Raw genomic sequence first — 21,374 nt, forward strand, 5'->3', positions numbered from 1 at the left:
ATTACGGGGGCGGTTCGGCAGAACATCTCACGACGCCTAATAGTAAATATCGCGTAACTTTAGAGAGTTGCCGGGTGCTAAACGCACAACGTCACGATGTGTCTGCTATAGAAAACCATTCCGCATAGGACGTCGTCCTTGCCATATGCCGGTTCAAATCGGGGGCGCCATCCGTCCACCATACCGGGCCTCTTTCCCCGAGGCCTCGCTTAGCCGTGTCGACCGCGGCATGTGCGGCATGCTCGCCTTCCACATCGCTGCGCCGTCGGGCTTGTGCCACAGCACGTCGCGCATCCATCAGATCGTGCACCAGACGATCCCGATCTGCATCGGACAGATCGGGGTTCGCCTTGCGCCACAACCGACCGCGGACGACGATGTAACGACCGTCGGGCGTCGACAGCGGCGGGGCCTTGTCCGCGTTTCGAGTCATGCGGCGGTCTTGCCGTACTCCTGCCGCGTGACGGGATGGCTCGACGAGAGACCGCCGTCGACAGCGATCGCTTGCCCGTTGACGTAGCTCGCGTCTTCGGAGGCCAGGAACAGTGCAACCTTTGCCAATTCCTCGGGCTGCGCGCCGCGGTGGAGCGGGTTGAGGCGGCCGACGCGGTCCATCTTGTTCGCCTCGCGCGCGTAATCGAAGACGGGCTTGGTCATGCCGGTCTCGGTCAGGCCGGGGCAGATCGCGTTGACGCGGACGTTCGAGCCGGTGAGTTGCTGCGCGGAGACGGCTGCGAGGTTGATGACACCGGCCTTTGACGCAGAGTATGCGGGCGAGCCGGCGCCCGAGCGGATGCCGGCGACGCTCGCGGTGAGGACGATCGCGCCCTTCCCTCGCTCGGCGATGCGCGGGGCGGCGTGCTTGATCGCGAGGAACGGGCCGATCAGGTTGACGCGCAGCACTTCGGTGATCAGCGCGACGTCGGTGTCGAACAGGTTCGCCATGCCGCCCGAGATCCCCGCATTGGCGAACATCACGTCGAGGCCGCCGAAGCTGTCGCAGGCGAGCGCGATGGTACGGATCACGTCCTCTTCGAGCCCGGCGTCGATGCGGATCGCCTTCGCCGCGCCGCCGGCTTGCGTGATCAGGTGCGCGGTTTCGTCCGCGCCCTCGGTCTTGTCGGCGACGACGACCCTGCCCCCTTCGCTCGCGAACAGGAGCGCGGCGGCGCGGCCTATGCCGGAACCTGCGCCGGTGACGATGATGGATTTGTCGGTAAAGCGCATCGCATGGTCCTTCGGTTAGATCGTGACGCCGCCGTCGATGACCATCGTCTGGCCGGTCATGAAGTTGCTCGCCGACGACGCCATGAAGACGACCGCGCCGGCGATCTCTTCGGGCTCGCCGATCCGACGAAGCGGGACGCGCGTGTTCGCCGCCTCGATACGGCCGGGATCCTCCCACAGCGCCCGCGCGAAGTCGGTCTTGATCAGGCCGGGCGCGATGCAGTTCACGCGGACGTTGGACGGGCCGAACTCGACCGCGAGGTTGCGTGCGAGCTGCATGTCGGCAGCCTTGCTGATGCAATACGCGCCGATGACGGGCGAGCCGCGCAGGCCGCCGATCGACGAGATAATGATTATGCTGCCGCTGCGGCGCTCCAGCATCTCGGGTGCGACCATCTGGATCAGCCAGTGATTCGAGACGATATTGTTGTCTAGAATTTTCCGGAACTGGTCGTCGGCAATGCCGGCCTGCGGACCGTAATAGGGGTTCGAGGCGGCGTTGCAGACGAGGATGTCGATGCGACCGAGCTGGGCGCGGGTCTCGTCGACGAGGTGTTGCAGGGCTGCCTTGTCGGAAATGCTCGCGGCAATGGCGATCGCGGTACCGTCGCCGTGCTGGGCGTTGAGCTCCGCCGCGACAGCGTCGCAGGCGTCCTGCTTGCGACTGGAGATCACGACCTTTGCGCCGTGCTCGGCGAGTTCGCGGGCGGAGGCGAGGCCGATTCCTCGCGACGATCCGGTGACGATCGCGACTTGTCCCGTTAGGTCGAACTGCGACATCTTCTTCTCCCGTAGCGACTTATCTCGAACCAAGCCCGTACCCCAGCGAAAGCTGGGGTATCCCCGTTGGCTGGCGCTACGATCCAAACCGTGAGATCCCAGCTTTCGCTGGGATGACGGGAGAATTCGGGGGCATGAACTAAGCCCCCGCCTTCACTGCGAAGCCCCACGCCGCATCCGCCAGCCCGTGGATCTTCGCGACCGTCTTCTCCGCCTGCGCGCTCGACGCGGTGCCGTCGACGATACGCTTCTTGATCCCCTGGACGATCCCGGTCAGGCGGAAGAGGTTGTAGGCGAAATACCAGTTGAGATCGGGCACCCCGTCGCGGCCGGTGGCGGCGCAATAACGCTCGACGACCTGCTCGATCGTCGGAATGCCCGTCTCTGGCCCGGTCATGCCGAGCACGCCGGACCGCCCTTCGGGTTCAGTCACCCAGCTCATCAACAGATATGAGAAATCTGCGAGCGGATCGCCGAGCGTCGACAACTCCCAGTCGAGCACCGCGATGACCTTGGCCTCAGCCGGCGCGAAGATCATGTTGTCGATGCGGTAGTCGCCGTGGACGATCGAGGTCCGCGTCTGCTCGGGCAGTGTGCGCGGGAGCCAGTCGATGAGGCGTTCGACCGACTCCATGTGCTCGGTTTCGGCGGCGCGGTATTGCTTGGTCCAGCGGCCGACTTGGCGCTCGAAATAATTGCCGGGCTTGCCGTAGTCGCCCAGCTCCGCTGCGGCGTAATCGGTGTTGTGGAGCGCGGCGAGCGTGTCGACCATCGCCTCGTAATGCGCGGTGCGCTCTGCGGGGGTCGCGTCGGGCATCGCGCCGTCCCAGATCGTCCGGCCCTCGACCATCTCCATGACGTAGAAGGCCGAGCCGATCACGGCCGCGTCTTCGCAAAGCCCGTAAGGCCGAGGCACCGGGAAGCCGGTGGGATAGAGGCCGGCGATGACGCGGTATTCGCGATCGACGGCGTGTGCGCTTGGCAGGATCGGCCCGAACGGTTTCCGACGCAGGACGTAGGCGCGCTCCGGCGTGTCGAGGCGGTAGGTCGGGTTCGATTGGCCGCCGGCGAACTTCGCGTAGGTGAGCGGCCCGGAATAGCCCGGCACGTTGGCGGTCATCCATGCGTCGAGCTTGTCAAGGTCGAGGCGGTCCTTGTCCCCGACGGCGATCGTGCCGACCATGCTGGTCGAAGCGTCGCTCGTCACGAGAAGGTGATCACGCTGCGGGTCGTGTCGCCGCGCCGCAGCTCGTCGAACGCGTCGTTGATCCGCTCCAGCGGCATTCGGTCGGCGATGATCGTGTCGAGATCGAGCAACCCGCGCATGTAGAAATCGACCAGCCGCGGGATGTCGACCGGGAAGCGGTTCGAGCCCATGAACCCGCCCTGCAACCGCTTGCCTGACAGCAGGTCCATCGCCGACAGTCCGACCTTCTCGCCGAGCGGCATCATGCCGAGGATCGTCGCGGTGCCGCCGCGACGCAGGACCTTCACCGCGGTGGCCGCCGATTGCGCACGGCCGACCGCCTCGATCGCATGGTGCACGCCGCCCTTGGTGATCGCGACGACCTCGTCCGCGGCGGTGTCGGACAGCGCGTCGATGCTGTGCGTTGCGCCGAGCTTCTCCGCCATCGCGCGCTTCTCGGGAACGGGATCGAGCGCGATGATCTTGCCAGCGCCCGCGATTTTCGCGGCGTTCACCGCTGCCAGCCCGATCCCACCGCAGCCGACCACGCACACCGTCTCGCCCGGCGTCACGTCGGTGGTGTTGAACACCGCCCCCGCCCCCGTCGTGATCGCGCAGCCGAGCAGCGCCGCGCGGTCCATCGGCATGTCGCGGTCGATCGCCACGCAGGCGTGTTCGTGGACCAGCATCATCTCGGCATAGGCGCTGAGGTTGAGCATCTGCGCGATCGGCCGGTCGCCGAGCATCAGGCGCGGTGCGGCGCCCTTAGGACGGCGCACGCTAGCGTCGATGCACAGCGACATCCGTCCGGTGACGCAGAACTCGCATTGGCCGCAGAAGGCCGAGAGACAGGTGACGACATGGTCGCCGACCTTCACGCCGCGCACTTCGTCGCCGATCGCCTCGACCACACCGCAAGCCTCATGCCCCGGAATCGTCGGCATCGCGTGCGGATAGGCGCCGTCGACAAAATGTAGGTCGGACCGGCACACGCCGACCGCGACGGTGCGGATCAGTACCTCATGCGCCGTCGGCTTCGAGACGGTCACGTCCTCGATGCTGAGCGGGGTGTTGGCTTCGAAAAGGACTGCGGCTTTCATGTCTGCCTTTCGTATTTTTGTGGTCGGGGCACTCCACCCAGCCCGTTATTCCGAAGTCCGCCCCTCCACCAAATCCGTCACCCCAGCGAAAGCTGGGGTATCCCGGTTGGCAGGCGCCGCGACCCGAATGGGGAGATCCCAGCTTTCGCTGGGATGACGGGGGATAGCGGACGAACGGACGGAGAAAACCTACCGGCTCACCCCGACATCCCCGCTGGAAACGCCGCCCTTACGGAAGTCCCCATATTTCCCGAACTCGTTGCGCGCGATCGAGCGGTTGTGGACCTCATCCGGACCGTCCGCGAACCGCAGAGTCCGCATCGCCGCCCAGTCATGCGCCAACCGGAAGTCGCCCGAGACGCCGCCACCGCCATGCGCCTGGATCGCATCGTCGAGAATCCGCAACGCCATGTTCGGCGCGGCGACCTTGATCATCGAGATTTCGATCTGCGCCGACTTGTTGCCCGCCTTATCCATCATGTCCGCCGCCTTGAGGCACAGCAAACGAGTCATCTCGATGTCGATCCGTGCGGTCGCGATCCGCTCTTCCCAGACCGAGAAGTCGGCGATCCGCTTGCCGAACGCGACCCGGTCGAGCAGGCGGCGTGCCATGGCCTCGATCGCGGTCTCGGCCACGCCGATGGTGCGCATGCAGTGATGAATACGGCCCGGCCCAAGCCGCCCCTGCGCGATCTCGAACCCGCGTCCCTCGCCGAGCAGCACGTTCTCGACCGGCACGCGGACGTTCTCCAGCACGACCTCACCATGCCCATGCGGCGCGTGATCATAGCCATACACCGACAGCATGCGCTTGATCGTCACCCCCGGCGTATCCATCGGCACGAGGATCTGGCTCTGCTGCTGATGCCGCGAACCCTCGAAGCTCGTCTTGCCCATCACGATCGCGATCTTGCAGCGCGGATCGCCCACGCCCGACGACCACCATTTGGTGCCGTTGATGACATAGTGATCGCCGTCCCGAACCATCGACGTCTCGATGTTGGTCGCATCCGACGACGCCACCGCGGGCTCGGTCATCAGAAACGCCGATCGGATCTCGCCGCGCATCAACGGCCCGAGCCACCGGTCCTTCTGCTCGCGCGTGCCATAGCGGTGAAACACTTCCATGTTGCCGGTATCGGGCGCCGAGCAGTTGAAGCACTCGCTCGCCCAGCTGACCTTGCCCATCTCCTCGGCGCATAACGCATATTCGAGATTGGTGAGCTGCGTGCCTTCGAACTCGAACGAATCGTCGACGTGCGTCTGGCCCGAATGCGGCGGCATGAAGAAATTCCAGAGGCCGGCGGCTTTGGCCTTCTCCTTCATCTCCTCGATCACCGGAATCACCTTCCAGCGCTCGCCCTCATGCGCCTGCTGGTCGTAATCGGCCTGACGGGGGCGGATATTCTGGTCGATGAAATCCCGGACCCGATCCCGGAAATACGTCTCTCGTTCGCTCAGCGTAAAATCCATGCGGGCTCTCCGTTCGTCATCGCTTTGGAGGCGGGTTAGACCATACCGCGTATTCGGTAAAGCGTGTGGAGGGCCCCGGAAAGCATGTTTTCAAGTCCGCCCTGAAAGCGCCTAAAAAGCACTGTATCTTCAAATCGAAGCTGTTAGGGTGTTTCGATGAAGGTTCCGGCAGAGGCCAGCGACGAGAGCGAACAGGGGACCAAGCGCTTCCGTGCGAAGCGTGACGCGATCCTCGCCGCGGCGGCAGAAGCGATCAACGAACAGAGTGCCAAGGGCATGACGTTCGCGGACGTGGCGCGGCGCGTCGGGCTCAACACGACGAGCGTTACCTATTATTTCAAGCGCAAGGAAGACCTTGCCGCCGCAGCGTTCGAGAACACGCTCGAATCGCTGATCGCGATGCTCGACGTCGCGGCGGAAGAAGCGACACCGGAAGAACGCGTTCGGCGCTATCTCGCACTCAACATGGACCGGCTCGGGCGGATCCAGCGCGGCGAGGAGAAGGCCTTCGCGGTCCTGTCCGATCTGCGCGCGACCGAGGAGCCGATGCGCGGCCGGCTGATGGCGGGCTGGCGCGAGGTGTTCCGTCGGACGCGGCTGTTGTGGGGGCCGACTTCGTCGCGCGCGCAGACCGATCTCAACGGCGCACGCGCGCATGTGCTGCTCGAGAATACGTTCTGGCTGCCGATCTGGCTGACGCGGTACGAGCCCGACCAGTACGGCCGGGTCGAGGAACGGCTGATGGACGTGTTCGCGCACGGCATCGCGGGCAAGGCCGCCAAATGGTCGCCTACCCTGCTCGATCTCAGCCATGACGAGGCGGAACCGGGCCGCGAGGCGTTCCTGCTGGCGGCGACGCGCCTGATCAACGAACTCGGCTATCGCGGCGCATCGGTGCAGAAGATCGCCTCCGAGCTGAACGTGACCAAGGGCAGTTTCTACCACCATCTCGATGCGAAGGACGACCTCGTCATCGCGTGCTACCGCCGCAGCTTCGACACGATCGCCGATGCCCAGAGCCGCGGCGAGGCCGAGGGCGGGAGCTACTGGCACAAGCTGTCGAGCACCGTCGCGACGCTACTCGACGTGCAGTTCGCCGAGCGCGGCCCGCTGCTACGAACGACGGCGCTCAGCGGCCTGCCGGTCGGCGTACGCAACGCGATGGTCGACCGCTCGAACGGCATCGCACGACGCTATGCGGGCATGATGATGGACGGCATCGGCGAAGGCTCGATCCGCGCGGTCGATGCGCTGATTGCGGCGCAGGCGTTGATGGCGCTCCAGAACGCCGCGTTCGACATGCGCAAATGGGCCTCGACGATGCCGCGCGAGCGGGCGATCGCGATGTACGCCTCGACATTGATGTTCGGACTGTTCGACGACCGGATGGCAAAGGCCTGAGCGCCCTCCCCGGACTGGTGCGGGTTTGCAGCAGGAACGGTTTGGTTACGCGGCGTTAACCGCTGACGGCTGACTCCGGCGCCTCCACGGAGGCGGTATGCACACCATCACGACCGATCTTGCGACGGGGATCATCGAGGTCGATGCGTCCGGCTTCTGGACGATCGAACATGTCGAGGACTTCCTGCGCGACCTGGAGCGCGAGGGACGGCGCGTGCTGGCCACCGGCAAGCGGCACATGCTGCTGTGCAATTTCTCGAAGTCGGCGATCCAGCCGCAGGAGGTGATCGCGATGCTGCAACGCGTCGCGGTGTCGATGCCGCTGAAATCGCGCAAGGTTGCGCTGTATACCGACGGCAAGCTTGCGAGATTGCAGGTCAAGCGGATCGCGTCGGTGCGCGACGACATGGCGGTCTTCGACGACCGCGAGACGGCGCTGGCGTGGATGCGCGACGATGGGCCAGTCTAGATCAGGAATTTCACCGGAAACCGCGAGCCCCCAACACCTCTTCCAGCATTTCAGCGGAGGCAGGATACATACCGGTTGCCCCCGCGACATTACTGCAGTCCGAGCGTCAGGATTCCCGCCTGCGCAGGATGACGGCTTTGGCGGGACTATCGAACCGCCGCATCCTCCGCGCGCTTCAGCAAGACACCCGCACGCCAATAATGGAACAGTGCCCACGGCGTCATCAGCACAATGATGATCAGCGCATAGCGGAGCGAATCTTCGCCAAAGCCCGGCTTCAGCAGATCGCTCAACCAGCCGACTAGCGTCGGTCCCAGTCCCAGCCCGACCAGGTTGATCACCAGCAGCGTGATCGCCGCCCACATCGCGCGTATCTGCAGCGGCGCCAGATGTTGGATCAGCGCGAAACTCGGGCCAAGATACGAATTGGCGAAGATCAGTGACACGAAATAGCTGCCGATCGCGATCGCCGGCGCGTCGATCAGGTAGAAGGCGAGCGCGAACGGGAGGGAAAGCCCCTTCATCACCAGCACCACCCAGGCCTGGACGTGGAGGCCGTGACGCTTGGCGAGGACATCCGCGATCTTGCCGCCCGCCAGCGCCGAGATCGCGCCGAACAGCGCCCCCGGCAGCGCGATATAGCGCGAGATGTCGAGCATCGAGATGCCGAGCGACCGCTGGATATAGCTCGGGCCCCAGCCGGTCAGCGCGTAGCCGATCATCGATGTCAGCGTGACGCCGACCACCAAGTGTCGCGCCGGTGCGCTCGCCCACATCGAGGCGAAGCCTTGCGCGACGCTCGGCATCGGCGCCGCTACGGCGCGTGCCGCGTCGGACAAGCCGCGGCGAGGCTCGACCATGAACAGACGGACGAGCACGGCCAAGACAATACCCGGCAGGCCCACAGTCATCATCGCGATCCGCCACCCGTAAGAGTGCGCGACGACGCCACCGATCAGCGTGCCGAAGCCAGCGCCGAGCACCACGCCGAGCGAATACACCGCCATCGCACTGGCACGCTTCTCGGGTGAATAGAGATCGGCGATGATCGAATGGCTGGGCGGGCTCGACCCCGCCTCGCCGATGCCGACGCCGATCCGGAACAGCATCAGCTGCGTGAAGTTCTGCGCGAGCCCGCACAGCGCCGTCATCGCGCTCCAGATCGTCAGGCTGGCGGCGATGATATTCCGCCGGCTGGTCCGATCCGCGAGTCGAGCAACCGGAATGCCGAGCGTCGCATAGAAGATCGCGAACACGAGTCCGGACAGCAACCCGAGCTGCGTATCGGTCAGCAGCAGGTCCGCCTTGATCCGCTCGAGCAGGATGGCGAGGATCTGGCGGTCCATATAACTGAAGAAATAGGTGAAGGTGAGCAGCGCGAGCGTCAGGCCCCGTCGCTTCATTGCCAAGGCATCGGCGATCTCGGGATGGGACTGATACGCTGCGGCCATCGGCAATACCTCGAAGTCGAAACAGACCTTACGCTAGGGCAATCGGGGCGTACCAGACAAGCTAAAGCTGCACGCCGGGCACATCTGCGACGAGCCGAGGGCATGCCGTCGCAAGGCGGAATTATCGCGCCGGAGCATAGCGTTGCGCGTTTCGGGGTGTGGCCGGTGGTTCGCGGGAAGGACGGCGGAAGATGCGTCCTCGTTCGGGTCGCTCTTCCGCCTTATCCCCTCTCCAACGTCGTGGCCGGGCTCGTCTCGCATCATCGATGGAGCGGAGCGTCCGGGCAATCTGAATACCGGGTATGCGGCCCCCTCGCATAGATTCGCGGCTTTGCAAAGCGACTTTTGCAGATCCTGGCAGTCTTGGTAAAATCGGACAGCTGGATGTGCCGCTGCCGTTCACGCTTGGGAGCTTGGTCGGGCGGTGGCGCGGGCGTGCCAGGCCTTCAGGTGCACCAGTTCGTCAGGCACTGCGATGCCGACGAACTTGGCGAAGTCGATCGTCGTCAGCAGGACGATGTCGGCGATCGTGTAACGCTCCCCGTCGAGCCAGTCGCGACCCGCGAGCGCATGATCGAACTCTGCCATCGCGGCCAGCACGCGTGGGCGCTGGCTTTCGCCGAACTCGGTATATTGCGGCTGGACGATCCGCGCGGTCCAGGGGTGCGTGTGCAGCCAGACCATCGACAGCGGCGTCATCAGCCGCAATTCGATCCGCCGCGTCCACATGTCGATCTCAGCGACGTTGTGCGCGCCGTGGCCAAACAGCGGCGGATCGGGGTGGAGCATCTCGAAATAGCGGCAGATCGCGACGCTTTCGGTCAGCACGCGGCCATCGTCGAACGCCAGCGCGGGCGTCTGGCCAAGCGCGTTGACCGACAGGAACGCCTTTGCCTTGTGCTCGGCCTTGGGGATCGAAATCTGCGCCATCGGTACGCGGATATGCTTTTCGGCGAGGAATATGCGGACGCGACGCGGGTTGGGCGCGGGCAGCGCGCTATCGTAGAACAGCATCGGCGTCTCCTCGATATCGGTTTTCGAATATACCGTATGGCATTGCCGGGCGCGTTCGCCTAGCGATGCGCGAATGACGACTGCCGCAGACATGCTCGCCACGGGCTTCGCCACGCTGCCCGATTTGATCCGCGCGCATGCGCTCGAACGCGGGGATCGTACGGCCGTTACCGATGCGCAGGGCAGTATCGACTATCGGACACTCGACTCGACAATGGACCGGGTCGCGGTAGCGTTGCGGCGCGACGGGGTAGCGCCGGGGACTGCGGTGGCGATCGTCGCGGCGCCGACGACGGACTATGCCGCGGTATTCCTTGGTGCGGTACGGGCGGGGTGTGTGGCGACGCCGATCGCTCCGTCCGCTACGCCGGCGGCGATCGCGGCGATGATTGCGGATAGCGGAGCGCCGATCGTGTTCCTGGATGCGGAGAATGCGCGGACTTTGGAAGGGCAACTGTTGATGGCCCGCGTGGTCTTGTTCCCCCGCGAAGGCGGGGGCCCAGACTGGGGCCCCGCCTTCGCGGGGGAACAAGCTTTTCAGGCTTTTGAGGATTGGCTCGCTCCCGATGGCGCCAAACCCACCCCCGTTGCAATCTCGCCCGAAGACCCGTTCAACATAATCTACTCCTCCGGCACGACCGGCACGCCGAAGGGCATCGTCCAGAGCCACGCGATGCGCTGGGCTCACATTTCGCGCAACACCGCCGCGGGGTTCGACACCGCGGTGACGATGATCGCCACGCCGCTCTATTCGAACACCACGCTGGTCAGCTTCCTGCCGACGCTCGGCTGGGGCGGCACCGTAGTGCTGATGAAGAAGTTCGAGGCACGCGCGTATCTCGACCTCGCAGAGCGCTACCGCGCGACGCACACGATGCTGGTCCCGGTCCAGTATCAGCGGATCATGGCGCTGCCTGACTTCGATGACTTCGACCTGTCCGCGTTCCGCTTCAAGACCAGCACCAGCGCGCCCTTTTCCGCCGCGCTGAAGGCAGACGTCGTCGCGCGCTGGCCGGGATTGCTGGTCGAATTTTACGGTATGACCGAGGGTGGCGCGAGTTGCGCGCTGAACGCGACCGCCAACCCGACCAAGCTCCACACCGTCGGCCAGCCGATGCCGGGCCACGAGATCCGCCTGATCGACGACGAGGGCAACGAAGTCGCGCCGGGCGAGATGGGCGAGGTCGTCGGCCGCAGCGCGGCGATGATGAACGGCTATCACGGCCGTACCGAGGCGACGCGCGACGCCGAATGGCATGACGCGGACGGCAACCGCTATATCCGCCACGGCGACGTCGGGCGGTTCGACGAAGAAGGTTTTCTCACGCTGATGGACCGGAAGAAGGACCTGATCATCTCGGGCGGGTTCAACATCTATCCGTCTGATCTGGAGGCGGTGTTGGCGCAGCATCCCGCGGTGGCGGACTGCGCGGTGATTGGGGTTCCGTCGGAGGCGTGGGGCGAGACGCCGGTGGGGTTCTATGTGCCGCGAAACGGTACGACCGAGAATCCGTCCGCGATCCTAACTTGGGCAAACGCACAAGTCGGCAAGACGCAGCGACTGTCCGCCCTCCATGTCGCGGACGAACTGCCCCGCAGCGCGATCGGCAAAGTGCTCAAGCGCGAACTGCGGGATCGGCTGAGCGCGTCCCCGACATCCCCGCCCGCTCCGTCATCCTGACGAAAGTCAGGATCCAGGATTACGATTGCTGGCGCATCTGGCTCTGGATCCTGGGTCGAGCCCAGGATGACGGAGGATGAAAGGACCATGATGACCAATCTCAAACAGGCGATCGATACGCTGGTGCGGACCGAAAATGGCTGGCGCGGGACGGTGCCGGAGAATTGGCTGCAGGGCCGAACGGCATATGGTGGCTTCTCCGCCGCGCTCGCGCTCCATGCCGCGCAGCAGTCCGATGTCGACCTGCCGCCGCTGCGGTCTGCGCAGGTATCGTTTATCGGGCCACTGTCGGGCGAGATCGTGATTCGGGCGAGCCGGTTGCGGCGCGGTCGCAATGCCGCGTTCGTCCAGGCGGATGTCGAGAGCGCGGCGGGACTGGGGCTACGGGCGACGTTCGTGTTCATGGGTGCGGTGGAGTCGCGGGTCGATCACCAAACCGGTCGCGCGCCGGACTTTCCGATGCCGGAGCCCGATACGCAGACGTTCCGCGGCCACAGCGCGGTCGCGTTTTCGCGCAACTTCGATCTACTCGATCGCCGCGACGACAGCGTCGGGCCGGCGGAATGGCTCCGCTGGGCCCGGCTGGTCGAGCGCGATGGCCTTGATCCGATGGTCGAGCTGATCGCGATCGCGGACTGCCTGCCGCCTGCCGCACTGAAGTTGCTTGGCGGCCCTGCCCCGCTCAGTTCGATGACGTGGCTGCTCAACATCCTCGGGCCGCAGCCCTTGACGCGCGACGGCTGGTGGCTGCTCCGCGCGACTACCGACTACACGCGGGAGGGGAGTTCGAGCCAGCAGATGGCGATCTGGAACGCCGACGGCACGCCGGTTGCCGAACAGATGCAGAGCGTCGCGATCTTCGCCTGAACTTCGCGTGTTCGACATATCTTGCGACACATTGGCGGCGCGGCGGCAAAAGCCTGAGACAACCAGGGTTTAGACCGGCGTTATTCGATGGGAATTCGTCCCACTCAGCCGGAGTTCGACATGCGCAAGACCGTCCTCACCCTGATGCTCGCCGCCAGCGCGATCACGTCCGCTGCCAGTGCGCAAACCGCCCTTACCCCTACGCCGCGTCCGCCGATGCATCAGGATGCCAACCGCGACGGTGTCGCCACGCGTGCTGAAGCGATCGCACAGGCCGATGGGCGGTTCGCGCAGATGGATACCGACCGTGACGGCCGAGTGACCGCCGGCGAGATGCGCGCATATCGGACCGCGATGCACGACCGAATGATCGCCAGCGGTCGCGACGTGCCGGTGCCGCCGCCGGGTGGTGCCAAGCATGACGGCATGGGTCGCCGGATGGATCCGAACGGCGACGGGAGCGTGACCCGCGAAGAGTTCGAGGCGCGCGCGCTCAAGCGGTTCGACCGGATGGACGCCAATCACGACGGCACGATCGACGCGACCGAGCGCGCCAATGCCGCCGAGATGCGCCACGTCGATCGTCGCGAACGTCGCGAAGGCGTCACCCCGCCCGCGCCAACGACACCAGCGCCCGCTCCTGCTCAATAATTCGGAAAGGTGGGAGGCACCACGTCCCGGTGCTTCCCCTGGACAGCCGCCATGCTAGACACTGCCCCGATGGGAGATATGCCGCATCTGCTGCTCGTCGACGACGAGCGCTCGATCCGTGAGCCGCTGGCCGCGTACCTCACCAAACAGGGGTTTCGCGTTACGCAGGCGGGTGATGCGGAGAGCGCAAGAACGCGGCTGACGGCGTATGCGATCGATCTCGTCATTCTCGATATCATGATGCCGGGCGAGGACGGGCTGTCGCTGTGCCGCCACATCGCCGCGACCAGTGACGTGCCGGTTATCCTGCTGACCGCGCGGACCGAGGAGACCGACCGGATCGTCGGGCTCGAAATGGGCGCGGACGATTACGTCGTGAAGCCGTTCTCGCCGCGCGAGCTGGCGACGCGCGTGAAAGTCATTTTACGCCGCGCGACCGCGGGCGGGGCGCGGCAACATGCGCCCGAGGCGAACGCTTATGCCTTTGCCGGCTGGGTGCTGAAATCGGGCGAGCGCGCGCTGGTCGACCGCGAGGGCGTGTCGGTGCCGCTGTCGACCGGCGAGTATAATCTGCTGCTCGCGCTGGTAACGCGGCCGCGCCAAGTGCTCACGCGCGACCAGTTGCTCGACCTGACGCAGGGACGCGAGGCCGCGGCGTTCGATCGCGCGGTCGACAATCAGGTCAGCCGGTTGCGACGCAAGATCGAGACCGATGCCAAGACGCCCGAGTTGATCAAGACGGTCTGGGGTGGCGGCTATACGCTGGCCGCCGAAGTGACCCGCCTGTGATCTCGCGCCTGTGATTACCCGCCCGTGATCATACGCTCATGACCCGCCCCTGGCCGCGGAATCTGGCCGGGCAGATGGCGTTGCTGATCGCGCTCGCACTGTTCGTCGCGCAGGCGATCAACTTCGGTCTGGTCCTGCGCGATCGGATCGAGTTTCGCCTTTCGCAGGCGACCCGCCCCGTCGCGACCCGGATCGCCGATGCGCTCGACCGCGAGGCGCATGGCGGGCGTCCCCTGACCGCGGACCGCGGCCGCGTCCGCCGTCTTCCCGCCGATCCGATCCGACGGATCGGAAACGCCGGAAACGAAAGCCATCCCGAGGTCGCCGCCGAACTTCGCCGCCAGCTCGCGGATCAGGGCGTGACGGTAGGGCGGATCGATACCGGGCTGCAGCCCTCGACGCTCGACGACGACAGCGACCGCGACAATCGCCGCCGTGCGGGGATCCGCCGTGGCGAGCGCGATGGCGCCACGCTGTTGATCGCGGTCGAACAGCCCGGCCGCGGCTGGCTGACGATCACCGCGCCGTGGCCGCAACCCGGCGCGCGTCTGCTGTTCGCGTTGCTGAGCCAGACCGCGATCCTCTACATCATCGTCCTGTTGCCGGTGCTGTGGATCGTCCGCAGGCTGTCGCGACCGCTGCGCGATCTGCGCGTGGCGGCGGAGCGGTTTCGGCCCGGCGAACCGGGCGCGCCGATGCCGGCGGAAGGGCCCGACGACGTCGCAGCGCTGATCACCGCGTTCAATGCGTTAAGGCTGCGCGTGACGGGGATGCTCGACGAGAAGGATCGCATGCTCGGCGCGATCGGGCATGATCTGCGCACGCCGCTCGCCGCGCTGCGGGTGCGGATCGAGTCGGTCGAGGACGACATCGATCGCGCGAAGATGATCGACACCGTCGCTGAAATGAACCGCACGCTCGACGACATCCTGTCGCTGGCGCGGCTGGGACGACCGAGCGAGCCGCCTACGGATGTCGATCTGGCCGCGTTGGTCGATGCGGTGGTCGAGGATTTTCGCGACATCGGCAGCGAGGTGAGCTTCGTCGAGGCGGATCGGTTGCGAATGCGGTTGCGGCCGTCGCTGATGCGCCGCGCGGTACGCAACCTGATCGAGAATGCGGTGAAGTATGGTGTCTCGGCGGAGGTGCGGGTCGAGGCGGGTGCGAAGACCGTGGCCATCGTGGTGGCCGATCAAGGCCCGGGCATTCCCGAGGACCGGATGGGCGACGTGTTCGACGCCTTCACGCGACTCGAGAGTTCGCGCAACCGCGAAACGGGAGGGATCGGGCTTGGGCTGGCGCTGGCCCGCGCGATCGTGCGCGAGGCTGGGGGAGAAATCCGGCTGGTGAACCGTGCTCCGTCGGATCAGGCTGGCGGCGGCCTCGACGCGATCATCGAACTCCCGCGCTAGGACAGGTTTGGACTTGGGGCTACGCTACCCCATCCGTCATCCTGGGCTCGGGCCAGGATCCAGAGCAACGAAAGCCTCGGCGTGAGGCTCTGGATCCTGACTTTCGTCAGGATGACGGGAGGGTTGGGTCAGTTTGGGGCGCGCTCAATCCTCGATGATCTGGCTGTTGGTCCGCGTGTCCTTCATGCGCAGGTAGACGATCAGCGACACGCCGATCATCGCCGTCACGTACCAGTAGAACCCGCGCTCCATGCCCTCGTTCTTGAGCCACAGCGCAACATACTCGGCCGTCCCGCCGAACATCGTGTTCGCCAGCGCATACGGCAACGCCACGCCCAGCGCGCGGACGTGCGCCGGGAACAGCTCCGCCTTCACCACCGCGTTGATCGCGGTGTAGCCGGTGACGATGAACAACGATCCGACCACCAGGCCGAACGCCAGATAGGGGTTCGTCGCGGTCTCGAGGACGGTGAAGATCGGCACCGTGCACAGCACGCCGGCGATCCCGAACCCGACCATCAGCGGTTTCCGCCCAATGCGGTCCGACAACGCCCCCGCCAAGGGCTGGAACGCCGCATACAGCGCTAGCGCCGCGGTCATGATCAGCGTCGCGGATTCGCGGCTGAACCCGCTCGTGTTGACTAGGAACTTCTGCATGTACGTAGTGTACGCATAGAAGGCGAGCGTACCGCCGGCGGTGAGCAGCAGCACGGTGAACGCCTCGCGCGGGTATTTGCTGAACAAGAGCCATCCGCTCGATTTCGGCGTCCCGTCGGCCTTGGCGTTCTGATAGCTCTCGGTCTCGAGCAGACCGCGACGGATGCGGAACACGACCAGCGCGAGCACACCGCCGATCGCGAACGGAATGCGCCAGCCCCAGGCGTCGAGCTGGGCCGTGTCCAGCGTCGACTGCAACAGCAATAGCACGCCGAGCGCGAGCAACTGCCCGGCGATCAGCGTGACGTACTGGAAGCTGGAGAAGAAACCGCGTCGCGACTTGCCCGCCATCTCCGACAGATACACCGCACTCGCGCCATATTCGCCGCCGACGCTGAGGCCCTGCATCAATCGCGCGAGGATCAACAACGCCGGCGCAATCCAGCCGATCGTCGCGAAGCCCGGCGTGATCGCGATCAGGAACGAGCCCGCACACATCAGCGTCACCGACAGCGTCAGGCCGGATTTGCGCCCGTGGCGATCGGCATAGATGCCCATCACCCACGCGCCGATCGGCCGCATCAGGAAGCCGACCGCGAACACCGCGGCGACGCTCATCAGCTGCGCGGTCGCATTGCCCTTGGGGAAGAACACCGGCGCGAAATACAGTCCGAACGCCGAATAGACATACCAGTCGAACCACTCGACCAGGTTGCCCGCCGACCCGCCGAGGATCGATTTGAGGCGGTGGTTCTTCTCCGGTGGAAGTGTCGTGCTCGCCATCATTTAGCTCCCTGCACAGCTGAAGTTGGGGCGAAGCCGCGCTTCTTGAGCAGCGCGTTCACATCCGGATCGCGGCCTCGGAAGGCGCGATACGCCTCGGCACGATCGGTCTCGTTCCCCGTCGACAGCAGCAGCTTGGCGAACTTGTCCGCCGTGGCCTTATCCCACGGGCTGCCGGCTTCCTCGAACGCCGCGAAGGTGTCCGCGTCCATCGTTTCGGACCAGAGGTAGCTGTAATAGCCCGCGGAATAGCTGTCCGACGCGAACAGATGCTGGAACTGCGGCACGCGGTGGCGCATCACGAGCTGCTTGGGCATGCCGATCTCGGCGAGCGTCGCGGCCTCGAACTCGTCCGGATCGATCACGCCGTCGGGGACGGTGTGGATCTTCATGTCGACGATCGCCGACGACAGATATTCGGTGGTCGCGAAGCCTTGGTTGAAGGTCCGCGATTTCTCGATCTTGTCGAGCAGGTCCTGCGGCATCGCGGCCTTGGTCTGGTAATGCCGCGCGTACTTGTCGAGCACGTCGCGGGTCAGCAGCCAATGCTCGTTCACCTGGCTCGGATATTCGACGAAGTCGCGCGGCGTCCCGGCGAGCCCCGGATAATAGACGTTCTGGAGCATTGCGTGGATCGCATGGCCGAACTCGTGGAACAGCGTCTGCGCATCGTCTAGGCTGATCAGGATCGGCTCGCCAGGCGCACCCTTGGCGAAATTGTTGTTGTTCGACGACAGCACGAGCTGCGCTGGCGCGAGGCCCCGCTGACCACGATACGTGTTCGCCCACGCGCCCGATCGCTTACCGGTCCGCGCGAAATCGTCGCGGTAGAACAGCCCGACGTCCTTGCCGGCCTTGTCCGTTACGCTCCACACGCGCATGTTCGGCTCGAACACGGGAACGGTGCCGGTGATCTCCTTGAAGGTCAGCCCGTACAGCCGGTTGGCGGCGTACAGCGACCCCTGGATGATGTTGCCGAGCTCGAAATACGGCTTCAACTGCGCCTGATCGAGGTCGTACCGGGCTTTCCGCACCTTCTCCTGGTAGAAGCGGTAATCCCACGGCTCGATCGTCAGCGATGTGCCGGCGACCTTCTGCATGTCTGCGACTTCCTCGGCGACGCGTCCCTTCGCAGCAGGCCAAACGCGCATCATCAGGTCCATCGCCGCAGCAGGCGTCTTCGCCATCGTGTCCTGCATCCGCCAATCGGCATGCGTCTTGAACCCGAGCAGGTGTGCGCGGTCGGCGCGCAGCTTGACGATCTGCGCGATCGTCGCGTTCGTATCGTTCGCATCGCCATTGTCGCCACGATTGACGAACGCGCGCCACACCTTCTCGCGCAGCGCACGGTCGGTGGCGTAGGTGAGGACTGGATCGACCGCCGATCGCGTGTTGACGATCGCAAAGCCCGGCAGCTTCCGCTCGGCAGCGGCAGCCTTGGCGACCGCCTTCACGCTGTCGGGAAGCCCCGCCAGTTGCGCTTCGTCGGTGACCGAGATCGCCTTGCTCTCGTCGGCGAGCAGCTTCTCGCCGAACGTCGAGAAGGCGGTCGCGAGCTGCTGGTTATACTGCGAGAGCTGCGCCTTCTGCGCATCGTTCAGCTTGGCGCCCTGGCGCACATAGCTGTCGTAGATCCGAGTCACGAGGCGGATTTGTTGCGCGTTCAACCCGCTCGAATTGCGGCCTGCGTAGATCGCCTGGATCCGTGCGAACAGCGGCTTGTCGAACGTGATCGCGTCCGACGCCGCGGAGAATTTGGGCGACCATTCGCGGTCGAGCTTCTGATACGCAGGCGTGTTCATGTTGCCGGTCATCACGCCGAACAGCGTCATCACCTGCCCATAGCGCTTGCCGGCAAGCTGCATCGGCACGATCGTGTTGGCGAAGGTCGGCTTGGCCGGATTGTCGGCAATCTTGCGGTAGTCCGCGGTGCGCTCGGCCAGCGTCGTCTCGAACGCTTGCGGGAACAGCTCGGGGCGAACCTTGTCCCAGGGCGGCACCCCGCCCATCGGGCCGGTCCAATCGGCGAGCAGAGGATTTGCGGCGGGTGTCGTCGTGGCCGCACCAGCCCGCACGACGACGGAGGTAGACGCCATCAGCGCAACGGCACTGGCGGCGAGGTATAGAAACTGCACATGGATCTCCCGGTCGATGTACCGGGTAGCATAGTGATAAAGTCACACAGAGGAAGCCGCGCGGGGCAATTAGCCCCCGCCGGGCTAGCCTAGCATGCTTGACGCTCAGTCCAACGGCAGTTCGTCGGTCGCCTGAGTCGCCGCGATTTCGGCCGCTGCGATCAGCCGCCGCCCCGTTTCCGCAGCCGCCTCGGGGGTCATCGCGATCGCCAGTCCATCGGGTCCATCTAACGTGACCACGCCATTTTCCGCCGCGGCGACGCCGGGGATGGTTTCAGGCTCCAACATGATCGCGCTCCCGGCAGCGGTCCCCTCGACAAGCTGCTTGGTTACAGTCAGTCGCCTTTGGAGCCGTACAGATATTGTGGTTCGAACTCCGCAACGGCTGCGAGCGCCTTCCGATCCAGAATACGGACCTCATTTGCCTTGAATGTCAGCATATTTTTTTCGCGCAGTGCTCTCAACACGCGGTTGACGTGCACCCCCGTCAGCCCACTGGCCTCGGCGATGTCCGGCTGGGTCATCGGCAACATGAACCGGCCATCGGCCGCAAGGCCGACCATCTCGAGCCGTTCGTTGAGTTCGCAGAACAAATGCGCGACCCGACCCTCGGCACCCAGGCGACCCAATCTAAAAATCCACTCGCGGTGCATCGCTGCGTCGAGCAACGTACTGAACCAAAGCTTTTGGGTGAGGTGCGGGTAGCGTTCGGTGATCGTCTGCAGCGTGCTATGATCGTAGCAGGCGATTTTGACCGGCCCCAGCGTTGCGATGTCGTGATCGAGCCGCTTCATCGGGAAGGCATGGAGGTCGACGAAATCGCCCGGGACATGCACCGCGACCAACTGCCGCTGCCCCTCACGGTCGTCCATATAACGACATACGAACCCTTCGAGCAGCAACGTGCTGGTCTCGATGATCGCGCCTGCGCGTACGATCTGCTTCCGGGCGGCGACCTGCCGCACCGACCCGATGCTGTCCTCCAGCACCCGCTTTTCTTCGTCGCTCAGTTCGTGCCGGCCACGACCCAACAGAAATTTACCCGAGATCATCCAAGTCCCCTCTTCGCGCGACCTCGTACCGTGGTCGAACCTAGAAGAACAGATCGGGACCCGTACTGATCTTCATCAAGACCTCACCGAGGATGAAACCCGACAAGCTCTACATCAGGCAATTTCAAGGCCGACGGGTCGCGCGCCGACCGAACGGCGCAACGACTCCCTGCCAGCCTAGCCGAAATCAGGGCTGGACGGGGACCGCACCGGGAGCACCCGGGGCGCCGCCCGGCATGCCGCGCTGCTGCATCTGGGCCTGCGCCTGCATCTGCTGGACGACGCTCTGCGGGAGGAAGTCGAGCAGTTCGACGTCGAATACGAGCGTCGAGTTCGCCGGGATCGGCCCGGTCGCCTTGTCGCCATAGCCAAGCGAGGGCTTCATCCAGAAGCGATACTTCGCGCCCTTCGGCATCAGCTTGAGCGCTTCCGAAAAGCCGGGGACCACGCCGGTGACGGGCATCGGCGTCGGCTGCTGCGACTTGTCGAAGGTCGTGCCGTTGAGCAGCTTGCCCTCGTAATTGACGAGCGCAACGTCCGCATCGGTCGGCTTCGCAGCGCCAGTCTTACCCGGCGCCAGCACCTTGTACTGAAGACCCGATGCCGTCACCACGACGCCGCGGGCACGGGCGTTGCGCGCCAGCGGATCATCACCCTGCCGCGCAAGCGCGACAGCCGCGATCAACGCGAGCGCGATCCCAACCCAAAGATAGACGAGATAGCTGCGCTTGGTCGGCTGCAGCGGCACGGCGGTGACGGTCGACATCGGATCTGGCCCCGGTCATCTGGTCACGCCGGAGCGCCGCGCGTGCCGTTGTAAAGTCTTGCGACTGAATCATCACGGGGTTGCGACGATCGCAACCCCGAACATCGTGATCCCGCAACCGATCGCACGATGGCGATCGATCCGCGGGACCGGTCAACGCTTACCGTGCGCCGTCACGCTCGGCGCGCTTGCGGTCGAGCTTGCGCGAGCGACGGATCGCTGCTGCACGCTCGCGCGCGCGCTTCTCGGACGGCTTCTCGTAGTGACGGCGCAACTTCATCTCGCGATACACGCCTTCGCGCTGCAGCTTCTTCTTAAGCGCGCGAAGGGCCTGGTCGACGTTGTTGTCGCGTACGATGATCTGCATAAACCCGTTTAGCTCCGGTCGAATAGATTTAGCCGTCGCGAACAGGTCCGCGCCGCATGAACCGTGGCCCCTACCAGCGCCTGCCCGAGGTTTCAAGCCTGTGCACCCGCCCC

General features: G+C 65.1%; 21 protein-coding genes. 7 read left to right on the plus strand and 14 right to left on the minus strand.

The features are described from left to right. Positions 1–91 precede the first annotated feature (91 nt). From C8J46_RS14445 to C8J46_RS14470, 6 genes are all read right to left on the minus strand, one after another. Positions 92–433, minus strand: a complete 342-nt coding sequence (locus C8J46_RS14445; RefSeq protein WP_132740499.1) for a hypothetical protein — start codon at positions 431–433, stop codon at positions 92–94. After that, the gene (locus C8J46_RS14450) at positions 430–1,227 is read right to left on the minus strand and encodes an SDR family oxidoreductase (RefSeq protein ID WP_132740502.1); all 798 of its coding nucleotides are present in this window, start codon (positions 1,225–1,227) and stop codon (positions 430–432) included. The genes C8J46_RS14445 and C8J46_RS14450 overlap by 4 nt, the downstream gene beginning before the upstream one ends. 15 nt (positions 1,228–1,242) lie before the next feature. After that, positions 1,243–2,007, minus strand: coding sequence for an SDR family oxidoreductase (locus C8J46_RS14455; RefSeq protein WP_132740505.1), 765 nt, complete (start codon positions 2,005–2,007; stop codon positions 1,243–1,245). Between the two features lie 139 nt (positions 2,008–2,146). Further along, positions 2,147–3,190: a phosphotransferase family protein gene (locus C8J46_RS14460; protein ID WP_132740882.1), complete on the minus strand. Its 1,044-nt coding sequence runs from the start codon at positions 3,188–3,190 to the stop codon at positions 2,147–2,149. Positions 3,191–3,210: 20 nt separating this feature from the next. Beyond that, positions 3,211–4,293: a Zn-dependent alcohol dehydrogenase gene (locus C8J46_RS14465; protein WP_056062250.1), complete on the minus strand. Its 1,083-nt coding sequence runs from the start codon at positions 4,291–4,293 to the stop codon at positions 3,211–3,213. Between the two features lie 189 nt (positions 4,294–4,482). Beyond that, positions 4,483–5,766 carry an acyl-CoA dehydrogenase family protein gene (locus tag C8J46_RS14470; protein ID WP_056062247.1) on the minus strand — a complete coding sequence of 428 codons (1,284 nt, stop codon included), beginning with the start codon at positions 5,764–5,766 and terminating at the stop codon, positions 4,483–4,485. 156 nt (positions 5,767–5,922) lie between these two features. On the opposite strand from C8J46_RS14470, the gene C8J46_RS14475 reads away from it, so the two are divergent. Both C8J46_RS14475 and C8J46_RS14480 read left to right on the plus strand, forming a co-directional pair. Then, positions 5,923–7,167 (plus strand): TetR/AcrR family transcriptional regulator, encoded by a 1,245-nt coding sequence (locus tag C8J46_RS14475; protein ID WP_132740508.1) that lies wholly within the window; start codon positions 5,923–5,925, stop codon positions 7,165–7,167. Between the two features lie 97 nt (positions 7,168–7,264). After that, entirely contained in the window at positions 7,265–7,636 is a 372-nt protein-coding gene (locus C8J46_RS14480) for an STAS/SEC14 domain-containing protein (protein WP_132740511.1), read from the plus strand. Between the two features lie 146 nt (positions 7,637–7,782). Here C8J46_RS14480 and C8J46_RS14485 read toward each other — a convergent pair whose 3' ends face one another. Together C8J46_RS14485 and C8J46_RS14490 are read right to left on the minus strand one after the other, a co-directional pair. Then, positions 7,783–9,087: an MFS transporter gene (locus tag C8J46_RS14485; RefSeq protein WP_132740514.1), complete on the minus strand. Its 1,305-nt coding sequence runs from the start codon at positions 9,085–9,087 to the stop codon at positions 7,783–7,785. Between the two features lie 399 nt (positions 9,088–9,486). Then, positions 9,487–10,101: a glutathione S-transferase gene (locus C8J46_RS14490; protein WP_132740517.1), complete on the minus strand. Its 615-nt coding sequence runs from the start codon at positions 10,099–10,101 to the stop codon at positions 9,487–9,489. 73 nt (positions 10,102–10,174) lie between these two features. Here C8J46_RS14490 and C8J46_RS14495 point away from each other — a divergent pair, with 73 nt between their 5' ends. The 5 genes from C8J46_RS14495 (at position 10,175) to C8J46_RS14515 (ending at position 15,501) form a co-directional block, all read left to right on the plus strand. Further along, positions 10,175–11,782, plus strand: coding sequence for a class I adenylate-forming enzyme family protein (locus C8J46_RS14495; RefSeq protein ID WP_132740520.1), 1,608 nt, complete (start codon positions 10,175–10,177; stop codon positions 11,780–11,782). Between the two features lie 90 nt (positions 11,783–11,872). Then, the gene (locus C8J46_RS14500; protein WP_132740523.1) at positions 11,873–12,649 is read left to right on the plus strand and encodes a thioesterase family protein; all 777 of its coding nucleotides are present in this window, start codon (positions 11,873–11,875) and stop codon (positions 12,647–12,649) included. Positions 12,650–12,769: 120 nt separating this feature from the next. Then, positions 12,770–13,300 carry an EF-hand domain-containing protein gene (locus C8J46_RS14505; RefSeq protein WP_165886558.1) on the plus strand — a complete coding sequence of 177 codons (531 nt, stop codon included), beginning with the start codon at positions 12,770–12,772 and terminating at the stop codon, positions 13,298–13,300. Between the two features lie 69 nt (positions 13,301–13,369). Beyond that, a complete protein-coding gene (locus tag C8J46_RS14510) occupies positions 13,370–14,089 on the plus strand; it encodes a response regulator (protein ID WP_132740885.1) in 720 nt (239 codons plus the stop codon). Between the two features lie 38 nt (positions 14,090–14,127). Next, the gene (locus C8J46_RS14515) at positions 14,128–15,501 is read left to right on the plus strand and encodes a HAMP domain-containing sensor histidine kinase (RefSeq protein ID WP_243643406.1); all 1,374 of its coding nucleotides are present in this window, start codon (positions 14,128–14,130) and stop codon (positions 15,499–15,501) included. A 144-nt stretch (positions 15,502–15,645) separates the two neighbouring features. On the opposite strand, the gene C8J46_RS14520 is transcribed toward C8J46_RS14515, so the two are convergent. The 6 genes from C8J46_RS14520 to rpsU all read right to left on the minus strand — a co-directional run bounded on the left by C8J46_RS14520 (position 15,646) and on the right by rpsU (position 21,261). Then, positions 15,646–16,941, minus strand: coding sequence for an MFS transporter (locus C8J46_RS14520; protein WP_207894182.1), 1,296 nt, complete (start codon positions 16,939–16,941; stop codon positions 15,646–15,648). After that, positions 16,941–19,076 carry a M3 family metallopeptidase gene (locus C8J46_RS14525; RefSeq protein ID WP_132740532.1) on the minus strand — a complete coding sequence of 712 codons (2,136 nt, stop codon included), beginning with the start codon at positions 19,074–19,076 and terminating at the stop codon, positions 16,941–16,943. Before C8J46_RS14525 ends, C8J46_RS14520 begins: the two co-directional genes overlap by 1 nt. Positions 19,077–19,181: 105 nt before the next feature. After that, positions 19,182–19,364: a hypothetical protein gene (locus C8J46_RS14530; RefSeq protein ID WP_132740535.1), complete on the minus strand. Its 183-nt coding sequence runs from the start codon at positions 19,362–19,364 to the stop codon at positions 19,182–19,184. A 47-nt stretch (positions 19,365–19,411) separates the two neighbouring features. Then, positions 19,412–20,128, minus strand: a complete 717-nt coding sequence (locus tag C8J46_RS14535) for a Crp/Fnr family transcriptional regulator (RefSeq protein ID WP_132740538.1) — start codon at positions 20,126–20,128, stop codon at positions 19,412–19,414. Between the two features lie 187 nt (positions 20,129–20,315). After that, the gene (locus C8J46_RS14540) at positions 20,316–20,894 is read right to left on the minus strand and encodes an FKBP-type peptidyl-prolyl cis-trans isomerase (protein WP_132740541.1); all 579 of its coding nucleotides are present in this window, start codon (positions 20,892–20,894) and stop codon (positions 20,316–20,318) included. 160 nt (positions 20,895–21,054) lie between these two features. Beyond that, positions 21,055–21,261 carry a 30S ribosomal protein S21 gene (gene rpsU / locus C8J46_RS14545; RefSeq protein WP_055878578.1) on the minus strand — a complete coding sequence of 69 codons (207 nt, stop codon included), beginning with the start codon at positions 21,259–21,261 and terminating at the stop codon, positions 21,055–21,057. Positions 21,262–21,374: the final 113 nt, after the last annotated feature.

Source organism: Sphingomonas sp. PP-F2F-A104-K0414 (genome assembly GCF_004340945.1).
GTDB lineage: Bacteria > Pseudomonadota > Alphaproteobacteria > Sphingomonadales > Sphingomonadaceae > Sphingomonas.

Excerpts from the sequence above, each read along its gene's own strand:
- C8J46_RS14445 (WP_132740499.1), bottom strand. The coding sequence starts at position 433 with ATGACTCGAAACGCGGACAAGGCCCCGCCGCTGTCGACGCCCGACGGT.
- C8J46_RS14450 (WP_132740502.1), bottom strand. The coding sequence starts at position 1,227 with ATGCGCTTTACCGACAAATCCATCATCGTCACCGGCGCAGGTTCCGGC.
- C8J46_RS14455 (WP_132740505.1), bottom strand. The coding sequence starts at position 2,007 with ATGTCGCAGTTCGACCTAACGGGACAAGTCGCGATCGTCACCGGATCG.
- C8J46_RS14460 (WP_132740882.1), bottom strand. The coding sequence starts at position 3,190 with ATGGTCGGCACGATCGCCGTCGGGGACAAGGACCGCCTCGACCTTGAC.
- C8J46_RS14465 (WP_056062250.1), bottom strand. The coding sequence starts at position 4,293 with ATGAAAGCCGCAGTCCTTTTCGAAGCCAACACCCCGCTCAGCATCGAG.
- C8J46_RS14470 (WP_056062247.1), bottom strand. The coding sequence starts at position 5,766 with ATGGATTTTACGCTGAGCGAACGAGAGACGTATTTCCGGGATCGGGTC.
- C8J46_RS14475 (WP_132740508.1), top strand. The coding sequence starts at position 5,923 with ATGAAGGTTCCGGCAGAGGCCAGCGACGAGAGCGAACAGGGGACCAAG.
- C8J46_RS14480 (WP_132740511.1), top strand. The coding sequence starts at position 7,265 with ATGCACACCATCACGACCGATCTTGCGACGGGGATCATCGAGGTCGAT.
- C8J46_RS14485 (WP_132740514.1), bottom strand. The coding sequence starts at position 9,087 with ATGGCCGCAGCGTATCAGTCCCATCCCGAGATCGCCGATGCCTTGGCA.
- C8J46_RS14490 (WP_132740517.1), bottom strand. The coding sequence starts at position 10,101 with ATGCTGTTCTACGATAGCGCGCTGCCCGCGCCCAACCCGCGTCGCGTC.
- C8J46_RS14495 (WP_132740520.1), top strand. The coding sequence starts at position 10,175 with ATGACGACTGCCGCAGACATGCTCGCCACGGGCTTCGCCACGCTGCCC.
- C8J46_RS14500 (WP_132740523.1), top strand. The coding sequence starts at position 11,873 with ATGACCAATCTCAAACAGGCGATCGATACGCTGGTGCGGACCGAAAAT.
- C8J46_RS14505 (WP_165886558.1), top strand. The coding sequence starts at position 12,770 with ATGCGCAAGACCGTCCTCACCCTGATGCTCGCCGCCAGCGCGATCACG.
- C8J46_RS14510 (WP_132740885.1), top strand. The coding sequence starts at position 13,370 with ATGGGAGATATGCCGCATCTGCTGCTCGTCGACGACGAGCGCTCGATC.
- C8J46_RS14515 (WP_243643406.1), top strand. The coding sequence starts at position 14,128 with ATGACCCGCCCCTGGCCGCGGAATCTGGCCGGGCAGATGGCGTTGCTG.
- C8J46_RS14520 (WP_207894182.1), bottom strand. The coding sequence starts at position 16,941 with ATGGCGAGCACGACACTTCCACCGGAGAAGAACCACCGCCTCAAATCG.
- C8J46_RS14530 (WP_132740535.1), bottom strand. The coding sequence starts at position 19,364 with ATGTTGGAGCCTGAAACCATCCCCGGCGTCGCCGCGGCGGAAAATGGC.
- C8J46_RS14535 (WP_132740538.1), bottom strand. The coding sequence starts at position 20,128 with ATGATCTCGGGTAAATTTCTGTTGGGTCGTGGCCGGCACGAACTGAGC.
- C8J46_RS14540 (WP_132740541.1), bottom strand. The coding sequence starts at position 20,894 with ATGTCGACCGTCACCGCCGTGCCGCTGCAGCCGACCAAGCGCAGCTAT.
- rpsU (WP_055878578.1), bottom strand. The coding sequence starts at position 21,261 with ATGCAGATCATCGTACGCGACAACAACGTCGACCAGGCCCTTCGCGCG.